Here is an 18,867-nt window from a genome sequence, read left to right as displayed (position 1 = left end):
TGATGACGGCGAAAAGTACGGACTAAGACAGCAGCGCCGAGGCGGACATGAAACGCAGCGGCGCTTCAGGGTGCAGCAGGGCGGTGACGTCGCGCGGCAGCCACGTGCGCGGGCTGCTGAAGGTGCGCCGGGCGATGGCCAGCGACTTCATGGTGAGCGTATCCCCTTCGCCACGCGCCACGGCGTCCAGCAGGGTGCGATCTGCAAGGGACAGGGGGTGGGCGGCCCGCGGGGCGGCAAACAGCAGGCGCCTCGCCACCTCGGCCATCTCGGCTGCATCCTGCTCGGACCAGGTGCCTGCGTCGGCCCGCAGCAGCACGTGGCCGAACACATGGATGCGCAGCAGCTTGGTCACAATGGACGTCTGTGCCTTGGCAGGGAGCCCGGCAAACCACCCGGTGTCCACGAGGTCGGCGGCAAAGGCCAGGTCTTCGGTGACGGAGCGGGGTGTGGCCGTCACGCGGACCACGGCGTCGTCGTGCACCAGGTAGCGCGGCAGGCCGCGCCCGTAGCTGATGCGGGCTCCGGAGAACCACAGGGCAGCAGAGAACGACTGGTCCTCCCCCGTGGCGTAGCGCGTGGGCAGCACGAGGCCCAAAGAGCGGACCAGGGAGAGACGCATGATGCCCAGCGGCGCGGTGCGGTACGTGAGGCGGTCGGCCACGGGGTCCAGCCCGGCCGTGCGGTGGCGGCGAACCACGGGCGTGCGGATGACTCTGCCGCCTGCGTGGGCCATGGGCGCGATCAGGACGTCGGCCGACTCCTTACCTGCCCGCTCCACCCACTGCGCCAAGGCGCCCGGCTCCAGCGAGTCGTCGCTGCCCATGATCGACACCCACGTGGCCGTCGCCAACGAAATCCCGTGGTTGAACGGCCCTGCCGGGCTCTTGATGCCGTCGGCATACTCCACGAAGCGCACGCGGTCCCGGTGCTCCGGCGCCACCCGCTCCCGGATGGGCCCGGCCGCCGTGTTGTGGCACACCACGGTGACCCGCAGCCGCCCCGCAGCCCCGTCGGCAGTGGGCAGCCCCGACTCCATGAGGGACGCCACTGTGCGCCCCACCGGCCGGTCAGGCGTGTGCACGGCAATCACCACGTCCACCAGCACTGAATCCTTGTTTACGTTCTCCACCCAGTAAGGTTATCGCGGAACACCGGAACCACCCTGAACCGCCCAGGCAGGAGCACCATGAGTCAGAGCATCGACGTCGTCATCCCCGTGCACAGCGCCGCCCGTCCCTTGTCCCGCGCCCTGGCCTCCGTGCTGTCCCAGAAGGCGGAGCTCACCGCGCTGGGCGTGGAACTGCGCACCACCGTGGTGTGCCACAACATCGCGGTGGAGGAGATGCAGGCGTCCATTGCTGAGGCTTTGGCCACGGACGACGCCGTCACCTGGCTCCCCTGCCATGACGGCGGCACCTCACCGGCTGGCCCGCGCAACGCCGCGCTGGCCGCCAGCACCGCTACCTTCCTGAGCTTCCTGGACTCCGATGACCATCTGGAGCCCGGCTCGCTGGCAGCCTGGTGGCGCACGGCCCGGGACAACGATGCGGCCGCCGTCATTGCACCGCTGCGCAAACCCGAAGGCGACATCCTGCGCACGCCGAGAATCCGCCCGTCCATGCCCGCCGTGCTGGACCCCGTGCGCGACGGCCTCGCCTACCGCAGCCTGCCGTTTGGCCTGCTGCGGCGCCATGCCCTGACGAACTGCGGCTTCGGCTATGCAGAAGATATTCCGATTGGTGAAGACTTGGAAACCACCCTGAAGCTGTGGTTCCGCGGCGGCCGGATCGCCTACCCCTACGGGGCGCCCGCCTACTGCCAAACGGATGATGCCGGCACGGACCGGGTCACGAGCACGCTGCGCCCGCTTGCCGACGAATTCCAGTGGCTCGATGCCATGGTCCAGTCCCCGTGGCTGCGCCAGGCACCCCTGCGGGAGCGCCGCACCATTGCCCTGAAGCTCATGCGGATCCACGGCATCGGCGCGCTGCTGCGCCGTGGAACCGGCGACGGCCCTGACGAAGTTGGAGTGTGGTCACCCTCCGAGCAGGCCGCGTGGCTGCAGATCAGCCGAAGCCTCCGCGACATGGCGGGAGGAGAACTTCCGGCGTTGAGCCGCAAGGATGCGCAGCTGTGCCGGGAGGCAGCAAAGGCGGACAGCACGGAGGAGCTGCGTGCCGCCGTCGTGCGCCATTCAGGGGCGGGGCGCGTGGGCGAGCTGCTCACCGACAACCCGCTGGCCGTGGTGTCGCGGGATTCGGTGCTGCGCCACTACGTGCTCGAGGTGCTGCGGACACGAAAGGGAGTGTTCGCGCTCCGTTAGGCTAGTGTCACGAGAATTTTGAGTGTTGTGGGTGCACGCCCTCAGTTTGTATAGCGTGCCCAGATTGCCCGTTCCATGGAGGGCCGGGCGGCGCACGTCATTGTGCACACGGGCCAGAACCATGACGAGCTGTTGAGCGACATGTTTTCCAGGACCTCGGCATTCCGGCCCCCGACTACAACCTGGGCGTGGGCTCCGGCAAGCACGGCGAACAGACGGGCGCAATGACGGCCGGGCTGCGCTCCTTCAACTGCCGCATGACGGAGCAGCACAACCGAGTGCTGACCGACGTGATGGCGGGACGGGCACGGGAGTTGCGGTCGTCTACCCTCTGGGTTCTTCAGAAACGCTGTTCTTCGACCCCAGCACGGGCGGGAAACACTAACCACCAATCAATGCCGGTTCACTCATGCCTTCGGCGCCCCGTCTCCATCCGGCCGTGACGGGCTTGGCTGTCCCCACGCGTGGGGCCACTTCTCAAGGGCCTTTTCGGGCAGTCTCAACGGCAGGCGCTGCATAATGCCCGGATCACTTGAGCCACCTCAATATGTCCTTTATTTTCCGCGATCTGCAGCGGTGTCTGCCCATCACCGTTCGGCAGGTGCAGTACGGCGCCAGCACGGAGCGCAAGCGCCGCTGCGTTGGCGTCCCCTGACTCTGCGGCCGAGAAGAGCGCGGCAGTCGGGTCCGCCGGGGCAGGTCCCGCCGTGAGCGCTTGAAGCACAGCAGATTGAGCGGTGAATCCTTTGCTGTTTGCCATTTGCAATGGAGTCATTCGCTCATTTGCCGAAGGAGTGTTGAAATCCACTCCACCGGCAACGAGTATGCGCACAGTTGCGTGGTAACTCGCGTCGCGGAATTTTTCAAGTCGGGTGGTACCAACGGGAGTTAGGCGGCTTGTTTCTGGGTGCTTTCCTTTGGTTTGTTGATCCACGCCGGCCCGGGCAGGTCGAGGATCTTGGGGTCAGTGTTTTTGTTGAAGCGAATCGGGTTTTTTGACCGGGCTGCGGCGAGTGTTTCGGAGCGTTGCCTGGCTATCTCGGCGGCGAGGCCGTAGTGGACGTTTGCGGGTGTGTGGAAGCCGATTCCGGAGTGTTGGTGGTCATGGACTCTTCTATATCTGTCAAGCCGCTTCCTGCACCTTTGTCGCCTGAGCCGCGGCAGTCAGAATCCTGAACACCCGACGGGCCAGATAGCGCTTGATGCAACGTCGGATTTCTTTGTCGGTCTTACCTTCGGCACGTCGTTTCTCGACGTAGTCGCAGGTTTCAGAGTCGTAGGTCATCCTGGTGATCGCGGCCATGTGAAGAGCACTGTTGAGCCTTCTATCGCCTCCACGGTTCAGCCGATGCCGAACGGTGTTCCCGGACGATGCGGGGATGGGATTCACGCCGGCCAGACAGGAGAAGGCAGCCTCGCTACGGACCCGTCCCTCGTGCGACCACGCCACCAGACATTTCGCCGCGGCGACCGCCTGGAATCCCTTCTCCTCAAGCAGGGGCGCGGCTTCGCTGACCTTGACCAGCTCGTCCAGCTTTTGCTCGTTGGACTCCAACTGCTCACCGAGGTCCAGGATGTGTTTGGCGAGGCGGACCGCCTCGGAGCGGGCGATACTCAAAGCCAGTTCTTCCACGCGTTCACGCCAGCGTGAGATCTCCTCGATCTGGACTGGGGTGAGCTTCCTGCGGGCATCAATGCCGAGATTGTTACTTCGTACCAAAGCGTTCAATGCGTTGATCGAACGGGTACGGCCCTTGGTCATGGACTCGCGGGCGGTGACCAGGATCCGCAAGCCTTGGCGGATCCCTTCATTCAAGCGGGGGCAGCGCAGTTTCTCGACCGGCAACGACAGCACGGCCATGCCCATCCGGTGGGCGTCCAAGGCATCGGTTTTACCGACACCGCGGTTCTTCTTGGCATCCATACGAGGAGCCTCGGTAACGGGGAATCCATGGGCGGCTACGGTACCGGCGAGGATCGCTCCGTAGGACGCGGCTCCCTCGATAACCCAGAGGGTATCGGCGTCGGCGTTGGTGCGGCGTGCGACCCATTTGATGGCGCGGTTGATACCGGCCGCGGTAGTCGGGAAAGACTGCGTATCCAGCAGTGCGCCATTGGTGGCGTCAAGGATGGCGTAGACGTGGTTGCGTGCGTGAGTGTCGACACCCACGACAAATGGGTGGCAATGAGAGACGATAGACAGAGCGGTCACCGTGCTTTTCCTTTTGTGATGGACTTGGTTGGTGGCCGTTGACGGCCGGTACAAGTCCGGGTAGGAATCACTACGGAACAGAACTGTGAGGGGTCACGCCCGTGAGGGTGGACAATCTTCTAATCAAGCTACCGTGGTGGGCCGGACGGGTACCGGCCGAACCATCCTGGTAGACGGACAAGTCCACAAAAGGACACCATGAGGGTCAGTTGTACCAAGGGTCACGCCTGCAGTGTGGAGCGGCCGGTAACTATCCTGCCAGCCAGTCCCAGACCAGCTAAAACAAGTCTCACAGTTGTACCAGTCCACGAACTCGCTGATGAAGGCCCCGGCATCGGGCAGGGATGCAAAGCGTTCGGGGAAAGTGGGGCCGAACTTCATTGTCTTGAACAAGCTCTCAGAATACGGATTATCGTTGCTGACCCGGGGTCGGGAATGGGACTGGGTGACTTCCAAATCGGCCAGCAGCGTGGCCACGGTCTTCGACGTCATCGAGGTGCCGCGGTCGGCGTGAAGGACGTGCGGGATGCCGTGGATGCCGAACATTTCCTTCATCATCTCCACCGCCAAATCGCCGGTTTCGGTGGCGTGCACGTGCGCGCCGACGATGAACCGCGAATGGATGTCCACGGCCATGTAGCAGTCAAAGTATTTACCCTTGACCGGGCCAGCCAATTTCGTAATATCCCACGTGATCACCTCGCCAGGTGCGTTGGCCACGAGCTCAGGCACGGCCCGGGGCGGATGCTTGGCCAGGCGGCGGCGTTCCTTGACCTGCTGGTTCTCCTCCAACACCCGGTACATCGTTGAGACAGAGCCCAGATAGACGCCCACATCAAGGAGCTTGGTGTAGACCTGCTGGGGTGCCAGATCAACGAACTCGGGCGAGTTCACCGCGGCCAGAAGCTCGGTCCGTTCGGCGGGACTGAGCTTGTTCGGCGGGACCACCGGTGCATGGTCCCGGGGCTCGGCCGGCTTCCGATTCATGGTCGTCCTCGAGACGCCGGCCAGAACCGCGGCACGACGCTGGGGAACCCCCACTGCGAGGAGTTCCTTGTAGGCGGCCATCAGCGCTTGCCGGGCTTCGGCCCGCCTTCCTCCCTCTCGGAGAGATCCTCCAAGAGAGCGTGAAGTTTTCCCAGCACACCCAGGGCTGCCTCGGAGGTCTTCAACCGGCCCTGCGTCACCTCCAGCTGGCGGCGCAAACGCGCGATCTCGGCCTGGTCCTTGGAGAGCCTGCCGATGGACTCCCCGGCCTTCTTGCCCTCCAGGACACCGGCGTCACGCAGGCGGCGCCACTCGGTCATCTGGGAGGAATACAAGCCCTCGCGGCGCAGGAAAGCACCACCTTCATTGGAGAGGACAGCGGCCTCGTACTGGACCAAAAAATCAAGCTTCTGCGTGGGGGTGTACGACCTACGACGGGTCGGGCCACCGGCACGCGGACCGGAACTACTCATGCCACCATCATGGCCTACCGCGGACAAAACTGGACTAGACATTATTACTGGTTTCCTGGTTCTCGCCCCACGCGATCAAACGGACTTGCTCTTTCACCGTGGTACCGTCCCAGCCTGACACGTAGGGGGCTGCCGCGAGAATCATCTCTGGAAGGGACAAATCGTCGGCTTCCGGTGCAGTGAGTTGGTGAACTAGGGTTCTGGTATCAGCTAGGTTTCTACGAAGTGCTGAGCTGGCGGCCCGTACCGCATCGCGCCCCTCAGGGCGCGGCCATGCCTGTTGTGCAGCTTCGAGCAGGAGGATGTTCGAGGCCAGCCCCTGGGTGACCGTGTCATGGATTTCGCGCGATACACGCTCGCGTTCGTCCGAAGCTCCTTCTGTCCTTTCCTGCGCCAGCAACTTCCGTTGTGCCTGTTGCACCTCAAGCCTCAGTTGCTTTTCAACGCGTGCGGCTGCCTCAATCTTGTCATAAACCAAGGTCAGCAGAGCACCCACAAAGAGGGGGCCCAACAGCATGGCGATATCTGTGCCCCCGCTGATGCGGACGAGTCCGACGGTTGTGGCTACGGTGACAACCCCCCGATGCCCCATAGGATAACCATCCGTCGTATCCGACCCGTCCCATGAAGAAGATCGCGAAGGAGCACCAAGCGAAGCTCGGGGCCATGACCACCAGTATTGCCCACAGCACAACCAGCGCCACTAGCCACAATGGATGGGGATTCCCTGTGTGCGTCAGCCACGCAATTATCCCGTAAAGTCCCGTAACGGCTATGGCCAGTCCAAGGATCCAGAGATTGTTCACGGGACCGTGGCGCATCACGTATCGGATAACGGAAGAGACCATCAGAGCAAAAAAAGCGCCATGGAAGCCAAAACCAAGCCAGCTCAGGCCAGGACGCATTAGCGGTGCTTGCATCGCTTTAGTGGGCACTAAGAATCCAACTCTCAAGTCTCGCAGGTGACATTTCCATTCTAATGTCGGTACCCACCCGGACTGGATCCTCCAACTGGTTGTTCTCGCCGCCAATAAGGATGAGCCGCCGGCAGCCAAACAACCCCGAAGCCGCGAATGGTCTTGGTGAAGCAGGGCGAGATCACCGGAGTGGATATGGTGGCCCTCGGCTGCGAGTTCGTTAGCGGCGGCGGTGCCTTCTATTGTGACGGGTACTGCACCCAAGTCTTTGCCTGCTGGCCGGCGTTGCTGTGCGATGCGTGGTAGGAGCCGTCCGTCCTGATCCGCATCGAGACACACCTGCGGAGCTCGATCACAGGACCAAAGAAGGCCCGGGCGCCGCCACCATCATGAAGTATGGACCGTCAAGATTCTGAGACAGTTTGATTGATTTTCTTCTTGCACTGCGGCTTGTTCGGCTTGATGCCCGTTTTTGCATTCGGCAAGGGCTTTGGCGGGTGGCAGTTCCAGGTTGTTGGCATGGTGTTGGCGCAGGTTGTACCAGGACTCGATGCATTCCATGACGGCGGTCCGTGCCGCCAAGCGGTTGACAACAGGCGAAGTCATGGTGGTTGCAAACGCCAACCGAAAGTAGAGCCACCTTTGCCATTTGAAAATAGGGCCACGATGTGTTGTTTTTGTTGTGCCATTGTTTGTGGCTTGAGCCGGCCTTGGAGGCGGTAACTGTTGCCGGAGAAGTTGATGACCTGGGCGTGGTGGACGTTCCTGTCGATCATGGCCGAGGCAATCGTGGCGTCACCGAAGACGTCGGCCCAGCGGCTGAAGGCCAGGTTGCCGGTCAGGATCAGCGAGGCCCGCTCATGGCGGGAGGAGACGAGCTGGAAGAACAGGTTCGCGGAGTCCTGATCGAACGGGATGTAGCCTACTTCGTCAACGACTTGTGCCCACGAGGCGTTCGCATGGGTCCCAAGCGGGCGGCACGTGACGGCTCGCACCGCATATCGCCGTGGGCGTGGATGTGCAGGGAGTCGGTGCTTCAGTCTCGAAGCGAGTTCAGCCTTGAGCTGCCGCCAATAGAACGGCCTCGGCACCAGCCGCGCCCACGGCATTCAATGAGTAGTTTTCTTCAACCCACTCGGAGAGCTGTTTGCGGCGATCCCCGTCGAATGGACGTTCCAGCATTGTCCTCATTGCGTCGGCAACGGATACGGCGTCCCACTCGCAGGCGATCCCCAGTCTGTGTTCCCTGATGATCTCTGCCAGCGGACCAACGCCCGCATAGACGGCAGGGGCTCCGGCCGAGAGGCCGGCCAGTGCCTTCGTGGCAAATGCAAAGTCGTAGCCGCGACCGGGACGCACTGAAGCGAGGTTCGCAGCCGCACCACGGTGCCACCGCGCGATTTCCGTCCCCTGTGCGGGCGGCAGGAAGCGAACCCGGCCGGACAGCGGCGCTGCGCTGGCCTTCAGCTCTTGCAACTCGACGCCCTGACCAAACATCATGAGCTGCACGTCCGGGTATTCCGCCGCAATTTCCTTGAAAGCATCGACGAAGACACCGGCCCCCTGGATTTCCGACATCGTTCCGGCATAGACAAAGTACCGGCCCTCCGCCGGCTCCTTGGGCCCCTCGTAGGAAAACGCGGCCGTGTCCACACCGGTGCCCACGTTGACCACACGTGCCGTGTTCCCGGTCAGCTGGCCAATCTCCCGTTCCACCCCGTCCGACACGGCCAATACAGCCGAGGCTGAACTGAGGATGGACCGTTCCACGGCAGTGAGCACCTTCACCACAGCCGGGTTGACGCCAATTCCGCGGGCAGCGCTCGAGGAGACATCCGCAGAAAAGTAGACATACGGGACCCTGCGGAGCCATGCAACCGTCTTTACGACGAACCCGCTGGTCGGAGGCGGCTCAACGACAAAGACGTCGGGACGTGGACCAAGGAGGATTCGAAAGAACATGGGGATGTCAAAGCTCAGGTACTGCACGTAGCCCCGGACATTGCCACCGGCATCCCGCAGGACAGGCCAGCGGCTGATCTTGTAGCTTGGTTTGAAGGGCTTCGACCCTGCGGGGGCCTTCGTGGTGACAACGTTTACCCTGGCACCCGCGGCCCCGAGGCCGTCGACAAGGGCCTTGAGCCGGAAGGATGCCGCTCCCACCTCAGGCGCATAGAGGCGGGATACGACGGTTACCTTTGTGGCCACTTCACCAGCCACTAAACGGTGATCCTCACGCTTTGGCCAGTGCGGGCGGACTCCAGCACGGCCTCGGCGACAACCAGCGTCTCCAGGCCCTCGGCCATGGTGACGACATCGCTGCGCAGCCCCAGGACCGCGTCGCGGAATGCCTCGTGCTCGGTGCGCAGCGGTTCCGGCTTGGCGATGGCCAACCGGGTCACATTGCCCTCCGACACGCCCCGGAACGCGCCGATCGAGTCCCACTCGGTGGCCACCGTGCCGTTTTCGTAGAACGTCAGGTCGGCCGTTACGGTGTCGGCCACGAAGGCGCCCTTTTCGCCCGTCACCACGGTGAGGCGTTCCTTCATCGGGGACAGCCAGTTCACCAGGTGGTTGGTGATGATGCCGTTGTCCAGCTTGCCAGTGGCGGAGACCATGTCCTCGTGGGGGCGTCCGCTGCGCGTGGTGGTCTGGGCAAAGATGGATTCGTAGTGGCTCTGCGCCAGCCACGCCGTCAGGTCGATGTCGTGCGTGCCAAGGTCCTTGACCACACCGACGTCGGCGATGCGGGACGGGAACGGGCCCTGCCGCCGTGTGGCGATCTGGTAGACCTCGCCGAGCTCGCCGTCGGCGATGCGCTTGCGCAGCGACTGCAGCGCCGGGTTGAAGCGCTCAATGTGTCCGACGGCGCCGACGAGGCCCTTCGCAGTGAAGGCGGCCAGGAGCCGCTTGCCGGCTTCCGTGCTCGCGGCAATGGGCTTCTCAACGAGCGTGTGGACACCGGCCTCTGCAAGGGCCAGTCCCACTTCCTCGTGCATGCCGGTGGGCACGGCCGCGACGGCCATGTCGATGCCGGCAGCGATGAGCTCTTCGACGTTGCGCAGGACCGGCAGGTCCTTGGCGACGCCGTGCGGGTCGCCGTAGGCATCGGCGACGGCCACCAGGTCGACGCCCTCAACTTCGCGGATGACGCGGGCGTGGTGGCGCCCCATCATGCCCAGGCCAATCAGGCCCACGCGCAGGTTCGCCATGGCTCAGGCACCTGCCTTGACGATGGTGTTGACGGCGGTCACGATGCGTTCAAGGTCGCCCTGCGTCAGCGACGGGTGCACGGGCAGGGAGAGAACTTCCCTGGCCGCGATTTCGGTGTTGGGCAGGTCCTCGGTGCGGTTGAAGGACGGCAGGCGGTGGTTGGGGACGGGGTAGTACACGCCGGAGCCAATGTTGAACTCGGAGCGCAGGCGCTCGTGCAGTTCGTCGCGGCCCTCGGAGACGCGGACCGTGTACTGGTGGTAGACGTGCTCTGCGCCGGGCGCCACCTTCGGCGTGCCCACCCCTTCAAGGTTGGCAGAAAGGAATGCGGCGTTTTTCTGGCGCTGCGCCGTCCATGCTTCCACCTTGGTCAGCTGGACGCGGCCGATGGCTGCGTGCAGGTCCGTCATGCGGTTGTTGAAGCCCACCAGCTCGTTCTCGTACTGCTTCTCCATGCCCTGGTTGCGGAGCAGGCGGAGGTTGCGCTCAACCGTGGCGTCCGCGGTGGTGACCATGCCACCCTCGCCGGAGGTCATGTTCTTCGTGGGGTACAGGCTGAACATGCCGAATTTGCCGAAGGTGCCCACCTTCTTGCCGTTGACGGCGGCACCGTGTGCCTGGGCTGCGTCCTCGTAGAGGTCGATCCCGTGCTTTTCGGCCAGCGCCGTGAATGCGTCGGCGGCAAAGGGGTGCCCGTAGAGATGCACCGGCATGATGCCCTTGGTCTTGTCCGTGATGAGCGATTCCACATGGGAAACATCGAGTGTGTAGTAGTCCAGCTCGATGTCGGCGAACACCGGCGTGGCGCCGGTCAGGGCAACGGAGTTGCCGGTTGCGGCAAAGGTGAAGGAGGGGACGATGACCTCGTCGCCGGGGCCGACGCCCGAGGCCAGCAGGCCCAGGTGGAGACCGGAGGTGCCGGAGTTCACAGCGACGGACGAGCGCCCGTCCACCATCACCTGGGAGAATTCCTTCTCAAAGGCGGCCACCTCGGGGCCCTGGGCCAGCATGCCGGAGGCCATGACGGCGTCGACCGCTGCCCGCTCCTCCGCGCCGATGATCGGTTTTGCTGCGGGGATGAAGTCCTGGCTCATGCGTTGTCCTCTGCGTGGTTCGTGTCGGCCTCAGTCAGGGAGGTCTCGTTCAGGGAGTTTGTTTCTTCAATGTACTGTGCCCCGGTTTCCGGGCACACCCAGACGCCGCCCTCTTCCTTCAGCGGGAAGCCGGCCCTGCCCACCCAACCGAGCCGCCGAGCGGGGACGCCAGCCATGAGGGCGAACGCGGGGACATCCTTCGTCACCACGGAGCCCGCGGCGATCGTGGCCCAGCGGCCGATGGTCAGCGGGGCGATGCACACGGCCCGTGCCCCGATGGAGGCGCCGTCCTCAATGGTGACACCCACCGGGGTCCAGTCGTGGGCGCTCTTGAGTGAGCCGTCCGGGCTGACGGCGCGGGGGTAGGTGTCGTTGGTCAGCACCACTGCCGGGCCGATGAAGACGCCGTGCCCCAGCACCGCCGGCTCGTACACGAGCGCGTAGTTCTGGATCTTGGTGTTGTCGCCAATCTTGACGCCGGTGCCGACGTACGCACCGCGGCCCACGATGCAGTTCTCGCCAAGCACCGCGTCCTCACGGACCTGGGCAAGGTGCCACACCTTGGTGCCTTCGCCGAGTGTGGCCGCCTCGGCGACGTCGGCGCTGGGGGCAATGTAACTCATGCTGCTACTCCTGGTGGATGCGGGCGGCCGCTAGGCCTTGCCAATGACGCGGTAGGTGACGCCGGGCCACTTCCCTGCCGAGCTTACCCGGCGTCCGTCGATAAACGTTGTGATGCCCGGCAGGTCGGCCGGGCCCAGCTCGCGGTATTCGGCGTGGTCGGCCTGGACCACGGCGGCATCCACCGGCTCGCCCAGGTGGTAGGCGGCGAAACCCAGCTTGGCCAGTTCAGCGTCCGTGTACATGGGGTCGTGCACCAGGGCGGTGCCGCCGCGGCGGGTGATGGCCTCGACGGCGTCGAACACGCCGGAGAACGCCGTCTCCTTGACCCCTCCGCGGTAGGCGGCGCCCAGCACGACGACGCGTGCCCCGGTGAGGTCGCCGAAGGCACCTTCCAGCAGGCCTATCGTGTAGTCGGGCATGTCGGCGTTGGCGGCGCGGGCGGCCCGGACCACGGTGGCGTCGGGGTCGTTCCACAGGTAAAGGCGCGGGTAGACGGGGATGCAGTGCCCGCCGACGGCAATGCCCGGCTGGTGGATGTGGCTGAAGGGTTGCGAGTTGGAGGCGGCAATGACCTGGTAGATGTCAATGCCGGTCTTGGCGGCGAAGCGGGCGAACTGGTTGGCCAGGCCGATGTTGACGTCCCGGTAGGTGGTCTCGGCCAGCTTGGCGAGCTCGGAGGCCTCGGCGGAGCCCAGGTCCCAGACGCCGTTGGGGCGGTTCAGGTCGGGGCGCTCATCGAAGTCGAGCACCGCCTCGTAGAACTCGACAGCCTTGGCGGCACCGGCGTCGGACAGGCCGCCCACCAGCTTGGGGTACTTGCGCAGGTCCTCAAAAACACGCCCGGTCAGCACCCGCTCCGGGGAGAAGACCAAATGGAAGTCCTTGCCCTCGACCAGGCCGGAGCCGGCTTCCAGGGCAGGCTTCCAGCGGGTCCGGGTGGTGCCGACGGGCAGGGTGGTCTCGTAGGCAACGAGGGTGTTGGGGGTCAGGTGGCGGGCCAGCTCGGCCGTGGCGGTGTCCATCCAGCCGAAGTCCGGGTTCGCATCTTTGTCAACAAACAACGGCACAACGAGGACCACCGCATCGGCACCGGGGACGGCGTCGGCATAGTCGGTGGTGGCACGCAGCTTGCCGGCGGGGATCAGTTCGGCGAGCTTTTCCTGCAGGTGCGCCTCACCGGGGAAGGGCTCGGTGCCGGCGTTGACCAGGTCCACCACGGCCTGGTTGACGTCAACGCCCACCACGTCGTGGCCCTTGGATGCGAACTGGACAGCCAGTGGCAGGCCGATCTTGCCGAGTGCAATAACTGCAATCTTCACGTGTGTAACCTAATCTTCAGTAAATTGCCGGGCCCCGGACAAGGCCGTCCGTGCCGTTTGCCTTGACACTTAGAATATCGAGCTTTGGGCCGCCCACGCGCCAAAAGAGAGCCAGCCCACTATTTCACACTACCCGCACGCATCGATCCGGTAGAGACGTGCCGCACCCTGCTCGTCGAGGAGGGTCAGGCCGGGGGTTGCTGCGAGGTCTTCCGAGCTGGGGATGGTCATGCGCATGTCACTGACCTGGCGGCCGCTGCCAAAATCCAGGTAGTAGTAGGCGTCCAGCTTGCGGACGGCCTCGCACACGGCCGGGTCATCGTTTAGCTGCGGCAGGCTGGTCCAGATCAGTTGGATCTCGGGGCTTTGCGCGGAAGACAGCGACGGCACCACGGTGGGGTAGTTGTCGAGGGCATAGATGAGCGAGCCCCCGTTTGCCGGGTGTCCAATCGTCATGGCCCCTGCGGGGATGTGCTCGGGTGCGCGCTTGAGCAGGGCTGCTTCATCGCTGGAAAGCAGCCATGACTCCGGTGTTGAGGCGTAGTACTGGTCGCCGGTCGACGCCACCACGGCCTGCAGCGAATTGTTCTGCATGGCCAGTCCCAGCAACAGTGCGGCAATGCCGCCCACCGCACCAAGCACCATGGCACGGGGCTTCACATCCAGGGCTCCTGCCGGAATGAGCTTCACGGCCAGGTCCCAGAGCCAGACGGCGCCGGCCGCCATGATCGGCAGGGCGGCAACCGGCAGCAGCGCCGCCAGCCTGTTGCTGTCGTTGAAAAACACTCCAGTTATGGCATTGCGCAGGGCAGCCTCGGGGAAACTTGCCACCACAACAAAGAACAAGGCCGCCACGAAAAAGATCCCCGCAGCCCAGATCCGGCGCCATTGGACACACACCGCTGCAAGGCCGGACAAAATCAGAAGGAACACGGGCCAGAAGGCCGGCACCCCGTGGGGGGCAACGGCCAGCGCTTCCCCGACGGCGTCGGAAAAGGTGAGCGTTGGCGGCCAGTGCGATCCTGCCGAGCTGGGGCGAATTCTGTCCCAGGCGACGACAAACACAACAAGGTACAGGGCCACTCCGGCCGAAGCAGCAGCGGTTGCCTGCCACGGGTGCCGACGGGCGGCAAAGAGCCGCACCAGCCAGAACAGGAGCATGGGGACAGTGAAGGCAGCCAGCGTCATGACGATGTTGGGGTGGGAAAGTGCCAGCCCCGGCGCACCGAGAACCAGCAGCACGACGCCGAGGGCGGTTCCAACCCTGGGTTTCGGGGAGAGCTTCAGGACGTCGGCAACCAGCCCCACAAAAGTGGGAAGCAGCGCGATCGCCAGGAAGTTCGGGTACAGCACTCCCCAGCCAAGGGCCAGGAAGGGGAACGCCCCGAACCCTCCGGCCAGCACGCCCGCCACCAGCAGGACTGCCGGGCGGGTGCCTGCCACCCGGGTGGCCAGGAACATGCACCCCAAGGTCCACACCATGGCGCCGATGACAATGTTGGCGCTGTTGACGGCTGCCGGCAGCGACGCGACATTGCCCAGCTCCATGGTCAGGGCCACCAGATTGTGCCAGGTAAACGGGTACACGGAGGAAGGCCCGTTGTGGATCATGGAACCGACGTCAAAGGCCGATCCGTTCCCGGATTCCACGACGGCGCGGACGGCACTCAGGTGGTGGACGTTGTCGTAGGTGTTGGAGATGTTCTCCGGCGCAATAAACGTCCTGGCAAGGTTGGTCCCGAGCGTGGCTGCGGAAAAGCAGAAGCCGCCCAGTCCCGCCAGCAGCAGGGCCGGCCTGGGCCGGTCCGGTGTGCGCAGCCTGGATTCAGCCGTGCGGCCGCGGACGACGGCGAGGCGCGCGGCAACCAGCGTCCGCACGCCCCAGGCTGCAGCGGATGCAAGCACGGTGAACGCGCCCAGCACCAGCGGGTTCCACGTCAGTTCGATGGCCGCCGCCGCGATGGTGCCCACCGCCACGAGGCTGGCCGTCAGGGGTGCCGATGCCGCCAGCCAGGCCAGCCCCCGGGCACCGAGCGCCCGGCCCAGGACGGCACCGGGCACAAAAATGACCAATGCGGCGGCCAGGATGACCGGCACTGTTTCAAACCAACTCATGGGTTATCCGTACATTCTGCAGGCCGCGGGTCAGGGCTGCGCGTAGCCGTTCGGGTTGTCCTTCTGCCAGCGCCAGTGGTCGGCGCACATCTGGGCCAGGTTGCGGTGGGCCGACCAGCCCAAGTCCGCCAGTGCGGAGGAGGGATCGGCGTAGCTGACCGCGGCGTCGCCGGGGCGGCGGGGCGCGAACTCAAACGGAACAGGCTTGCCGGCGGCTTCGCCAAACGCCTGGATGACTTCCAGGACGGAAGAGCCGTTGCCGGTGCCCAGGTTCCAGCGGAACACGCCCTCATGGTCGGAAAGGTACTGCAGTGCGGCCAGGTGCCCGGCTGCCAGGTCCATGACGTGGATGTAGTCGCGCACGCCCGTGCCGTCCGGCGTGGGGTAGTCGTTGCCGAAAACCATGACCTTTTCGCGGCGGCCAACGGCAACCTGGGCCACGAACGGCAGCAGGTTGTTGGGCACGCCCGTGGGGTCTTCGCCGATGCGTCCGGATTCGTGTGCGCCCACCGGGTTGAAGTAGCGCAGCAGGGCGATCCGCCAGGTGGGGTCTGCTGCGCCAAGGTCGGTGAGGATGTCCTCGATCTGTTCCTTGGTGCGTCCATAGGGGTTGGTCGCGTCCAGCGGCATCTTCTCGATCAGCGGAACTTCCTCGCTGGCACCGTAGACGGTTGCAGAAGAACTGAATACGAGCGAGCGCACGCCGTGCCTGTCCATGGAGGCCAGCAGGTTCAGGGTGCCCACAATGTTGTTCTGGTAGTACCACAGCGGCTTGGCCACGGACTCGCCCACGGCCTTCAGACCGGCAAAGTGGATGACCGAGTCAAAGCCCGAGGAGGCAAACAGCGCATCCACGCCTGCAGCGTCGAGCAGGTCCAGTTCCACAAATTCCGGGTGGCGCCCCGTCAGTTCCTCCACCCGGCGCAGCGACTCGGCCGAGGAGTTCAGGAGGTTGTCGAGCACCACAACGTCGTGCCCGGCCTCGAGCAGGCAAAGGACCATGTGCGAGCCGATGTAGCCGGCGCCGCCGGTGACAAGTACTTTCATTGTTTCCATTTCTATTGGGCGAGGTATTCGCGCAGGCGTTGTGCTGCGGGGGCGGGGGTGTATCCGGTGGCCTTGATTTTGGCCAGGTCCAGGGTGCTGTGGTGGGGCCTGGGGGCGGCGTTTTTGTCCTTGAAGTAGTCGGCGGTGCTGGTGCCGGTGACGTCGGCGCGGTGGTGGCCGGTGAGTTCGTAGACGTCGGCGGCGATGTCTGCCCAGGTTTGGGGCTCGCCGTCGTTGCTGAGGTTGTAGGTGCCGTGGGCCGCACCGGTGTCGATGAGGTGTTTGATGGCTGCTGCGATGTCGGTGGTGAAGGAGAGCCTGCCGGTTTGGTCGTTGACGACGGCGGGTTTGATGCCCCGGTTGGCGAGGGATGCCATGGTGGCGACGAAGTTGTTCCCGTCCCCGATGACCCAGCTGGTGCGGATGATGTAGTGCCTTGGCACGGTGGCCGCGGCGAGGTCGCCGGCGGCCTTGGACTGGCCGTAGACACCCAGCGGGGACAGGGCCTCGTCCTCGGTGTGGAGGTTGGTGGTGCCGTCGAAGACGTAGTCGCTGGAGATGTGGACCAGGGTGATCCCGTGCGCGGTCGCGACCTTGGCCAGGTCCGCGACGGCGGTGGCGTTGATGGCCCATGCCTGGGTGCGGCCTGCGGGGGTTTCTGCCGTGTCGACGCCGGTGTACGCGGCGGCGTTGATGATCGTGGCGTAGTTCCTCCAGTTCCGGCCCGTGTAGGAGTCCGGGTTGGTCAGGTCAAAGCCGTCCCGGGCCGCGAACTCGACACTGGCATCCCCGGCGTAGAGGGTGCGCAGGGCGCGGCCGAGTTGCCCGTCGGCGCCCAGCACCAGGGTCTTCCTGCCCGCCATGGGGGTGACTTGGCCCAGGCGGGGATGGTTTTTGTCCTTCTCGGAGAGTTCGGCCTGCCCCAGCGGGATGGGCCAGTTAATGGCCGTCTGCTCATCGGCAAGGTTCAAGAAGGTGTACTGGCCCTGCGCGTCGGCTGACCAGTGGTCGTTGACGAGGTAGGTGTACGCGGTGTTGTCTTCCAGGGTTTGGAAGGCGTTGCCGACCCCGCGCGGGATGAAGATCGCCTGGGAGGGGTCCATGACGGTGGTGAACACGGCCCCGAACGAGGGGCCCTGGCGCAAATCGACCCAGGCGCCGAAGATCTTCCCGGTCGCGACGGAGATGAACTTGTCCCACGGCTCGGCATGGATCCCGCGGGTCGTGCCGGCCTTTTCGTTGAAGGAGATGTTGTTTTGCACCGGGACGAAGTCCGGCAGGCCCAGGGCCAGCATCTTCTCCCGCTGCCAGTTTTCCTTGAACCAGCCCCGGTTGTCACCATGGACCGGCAGTTCGTAGAGGATGACGCCGGGGATCGGGGTCTGCGTGGCCGTGAGCGGCTTGGAAAATTCGATGCCCATGACGGTTACTGGCCCTGTTCCTTGTACTTCGCCTCGGTCGCGGCCTTCTGCGGGCGCCACCATCCCTCATGCTCCCGGTACCACTTGATGGTCTCGGCCAGGCCGGCATCAAAGTTCGCGAACTCCGGCTCCCAGCCCAGCTCCGTGCGCAGCTTGGAAGACTCGATCGCGTAGCGCAGGTCATGGCCGGGACGGTCAATGACATGGTCGTACGCGTCCGGGGCCTGGCCCATCATCGACAGGATCAACTCCACCACGTCCTTGTTGTTCTTCTCCCCGTCGGCACCGATCAGGTACGTCTCCCCAATGCGGCCCCGCTCCAGGATCGCCAGCACGGCCGAGGAATGGTCATCGGCATGGATCCAGTCCCGCACGTTCTCCCCCGCACCATAAAGCTTGGGACGGATCCCGTCGATCACGTTCGTGATCTGGCGCGGAATGAACTTCTCCACATGCTGGTACGGGCCGTAGTTGTTCGAGCAGTTGCTCAACGTCGCCGCCAGGCCAAAGGAGCGCACCCAGGCACGGACCAGCATGTCCGAACCGGCCTTCGTGGACGAATACGGGCTCGAGGGGGCGTACGCCGTCTCCTCCGTGAACCTCTGCGGGTCATCCAACTCCAAATCCCCGTAAACCTCGTCGGTGGAGATGTGGTGGAACCGCTTGCCGTGCTTGCGGGCCGCCTCAATCAGCGTGTACGTGCCAATGATGTTCGTCTCCAGGAACGGGCGCGGATCCTGCAACGAATTGTCATTGTGCGACTCCGCCGCGTAATGCACCACCGCATCCACCCCAGCCACCAGCGAATCCACCAGCCCCGCATCACAAATATCACCACGCACAAACGTGAACCGCTCCGCCGGCAAACCCTCCAACGACGCCAAATTCCCGGCATACGTCAGCTTGTCCAACACCGTCACGGACATCTCCGTGTGCTCAAGCACATAATGGACAAAATTAGAACCAATGAACCCGGCCCCACCGGTAACAAGGAGATTTCGCATTAGGCCAGCATACGTGAACGGGCCGCCGTTCCCCGTGGCCGGCCGCCGTCCTGCCCGTTGCCCAACCCAGCCGGGAGCATGCCCGGCGACGGCGGCGGCAGCTGATTTCCGCCGT

The 18,867-nt window shown here is 64.5% G+C and carries 15 protein-coding genes and 4 pseudogenes; 2 read left to right on the top strand and 17 right to left on the bottom strand.

Going from position 1 to position 18,867, the window contains the following annotated elements; translation table 11 throughout:
• Positions 1-22: 22 nt before the first annotated feature.
• The gene (locus tag JOF48_RS12830; RefSeq protein WP_209681278.1) at positions 23-1,132 is read right to left on the bottom strand and encodes a glycosyltransferase family 2 protein; all 1,110 of its coding nucleotides are present in this window, start codon (positions 1,130-1,132) and stop codon (positions 23-25) included.
• 57 nt (positions 1,133-1,189) lie between these two features.
• Between JOF48_RS12830 and JOF48_RS12825 the strand changes: the two genes are divergently transcribed.
• On the top strand, positions 1,190-2,326 hold the full coding sequence (locus tag JOF48_RS12825; RefSeq protein ID WP_209681276.1) for a glycosyltransferase family 2 protein: 1,137 nt from the start codon (positions 1,190-1,192) through the stop codon (positions 2,324-2,326).
• Positions 2,327-2,389: 63 nt separating this feature from the next.
• Positions 2,390-2,616, top strand: a pseudogene (locus JOF48_RS19685) (UDP-N-acetylglucosamine 2-epimerase); the annotation flags it as partial.
• Between the two features lie 209 nt (positions 2,617-2,825).
• Here JOF48_RS19685 and JOF48_RS12820 read toward each other — a convergent pair.
• The 16 genes and pseudogenes from JOF48_RS12820 to rfbB all read right to left on the bottom strand — a co-directional run bounded on the left by JOF48_RS12820 (position 2,826) and on the right by rfbB (position 18,752).
• Positions 2,826-3,260 carry an ankyrin repeat domain-containing protein gene (locus JOF48_RS12820; RefSeq protein ID WP_209681274.1) on the bottom strand — a complete coding sequence of 145 codons (435 nt, stop codon included), beginning with the start codon at positions 3,258-3,260 and terminating at the stop codon, positions 2,826-2,828.
• A gap of 189 nt (positions 3,261-3,449) precedes the next feature.
• Positions 3,450-4,538 (bottom strand): IS110 family RNA-guided transposase, encoded by a 1,089-nt coding sequence (locus JOF48_RS12815; protein ID WP_209676708.1) that lies wholly within the window; start codon positions 4,536-4,538, stop codon positions 3,450-3,452.
• A gap of 294 nt (positions 4,539-4,832) precedes the next feature.
• Positions 4,833-5,606, bottom strand: a pseudogene (locus JOF48_RS19675) (transposase); the annotation flags it as partial.
• 64 nt (positions 5,607-5,670) lie between these two features.
• Positions 5,671-5,998: pseudogene (locus JOF48_RS20180) on the bottom strand (transposase); the annotation flags it as partial.
• Positions 5,999-6,032: 34 nt separating this feature from the next.
• Entirely contained in the window at positions 6,033-6,515 is a 483-nt protein-coding gene (locus JOF48_RS19670; protein WP_245346522.1) for a sensor histidine kinase, read from the bottom strand.
• A gap of 787 nt (positions 6,516-7,302) precedes the next feature.
• Positions 7,303-7,521 carry a hypothetical protein gene (locus JOF48_RS12795; protein WP_209681270.1) on the bottom strand — a complete coding sequence of 73 codons (219 nt, stop codon included), beginning with the start codon at positions 7,519-7,521 and terminating at the stop codon, positions 7,303-7,305.
• Positions 7,518-7,853 (bottom strand): annotated as a pseudogene (locus tag JOF48_RS12790) (ATP-binding protein); the annotation flags it as partial. The gene JOF48_RS12795 and the pseudogene JOF48_RS12790, both read right to left, overlap by 4 nt.
• Before the next feature lie 115 nt (positions 7,854-7,968).
• Positions 7,969-9,123, bottom strand: coding sequence for a glycosyltransferase (locus JOF48_RS19890; RefSeq protein ID WP_209681268.1), 1,155 nt, complete (start codon positions 9,121-9,123; stop codon positions 7,969-7,971).
• A gap of 11 nt (positions 9,124-9,134) precedes the next feature.
• Positions 9,135-10,127 carry a Gfo/Idh/MocA family protein gene (locus JOF48_RS12780; RefSeq protein WP_209681266.1) on the bottom strand — a complete coding sequence of 331 codons (993 nt, stop codon included), beginning with the start codon at positions 10,125-10,127 and terminating at the stop codon, positions 9,135-9,137.
• 3 nt (positions 10,128-10,130) lie between these two features.
• Complete coding sequence (locus JOF48_RS12775; protein WP_209681264.1) at positions 10,131-11,222, bottom strand: DegT/DnrJ/EryC1/StrS family aminotransferase; 1,092 nt, start codon at positions 11,220-11,222, stop codon at positions 10,131-10,133.
• On the bottom strand, positions 11,219-11,845 hold the full coding sequence (locus JOF48_RS12770; RefSeq protein WP_209681262.1) for an acyltransferase: 627 nt from the start codon (positions 11,843-11,845) through the stop codon (positions 11,219-11,221). Before JOF48_RS12770 ends, JOF48_RS12775 begins: the two co-directional genes overlap by 4 nt.
• A gap of 30 nt (positions 11,846-11,875) precedes the next feature.
• The gene (locus JOF48_RS12765) at positions 11,876-13,165 is read right to left on the bottom strand and encodes a nucleotide sugar dehydrogenase (RefSeq protein WP_209681260.1); all 1,290 of its coding nucleotides are present in this window, start codon (positions 13,163-13,165) and stop codon (positions 11,876-11,878) included.
• A 129-nt stretch (positions 13,166-13,294) separates the two neighbouring features.
• Positions 13,295-15,280, bottom strand: a complete 1,986-nt coding sequence (locus JOF48_RS12760) for a DUF6541 family protein (protein ID WP_209681258.1) — start codon at positions 15,278-15,280, stop codon at positions 13,295-13,297.
• A 30-nt stretch (positions 15,281-15,310) separates the two neighbouring features.
• Positions 15,311-16,327: a UDP-glucose 4-epimerase GalE gene (gene galE, locus JOF48_RS12755; protein ID WP_209681256.1), complete on the bottom strand. Its 1,017-nt coding sequence runs from the start codon at positions 16,325-16,327 to the stop codon at positions 15,311-15,313.
• Between the two features lie 11 nt (positions 16,328-16,338).
• Entirely contained in the window at positions 16,339-17,748 is a 1,410-nt protein-coding gene (locus JOF48_RS12750; RefSeq protein WP_209681254.1) for a sugar nucleotide-binding protein, read from the bottom strand.
• Positions 17,749-17,753: 5 nt separating this feature from the next.
• The gene (gene rfbB, locus JOF48_RS12745) at positions 17,754-18,752 is read right to left on the bottom strand and encodes a dTDP-glucose 4,6-dehydratase (protein WP_209681252.1); all 999 of its coding nucleotides are present in this window, start codon (positions 18,750-18,752) and stop codon (positions 17,754-17,756) included.
• Positions 18,753-18,867 lie beyond the last annotated feature (115 nt).

The sequence above is a fragment of the Arthrobacter stackebrandtii genome (assembly GCF_017876675.1).
Taxonomy (GTDB): domain Bacteria; phylum Actinomycetota; class Actinomycetes; order Actinomycetales; family Micrococcaceae; genus Specibacter; species Specibacter stackebrandtii.
This window is presented reverse-complemented; position numbering and strand designations above follow the sequence as displayed.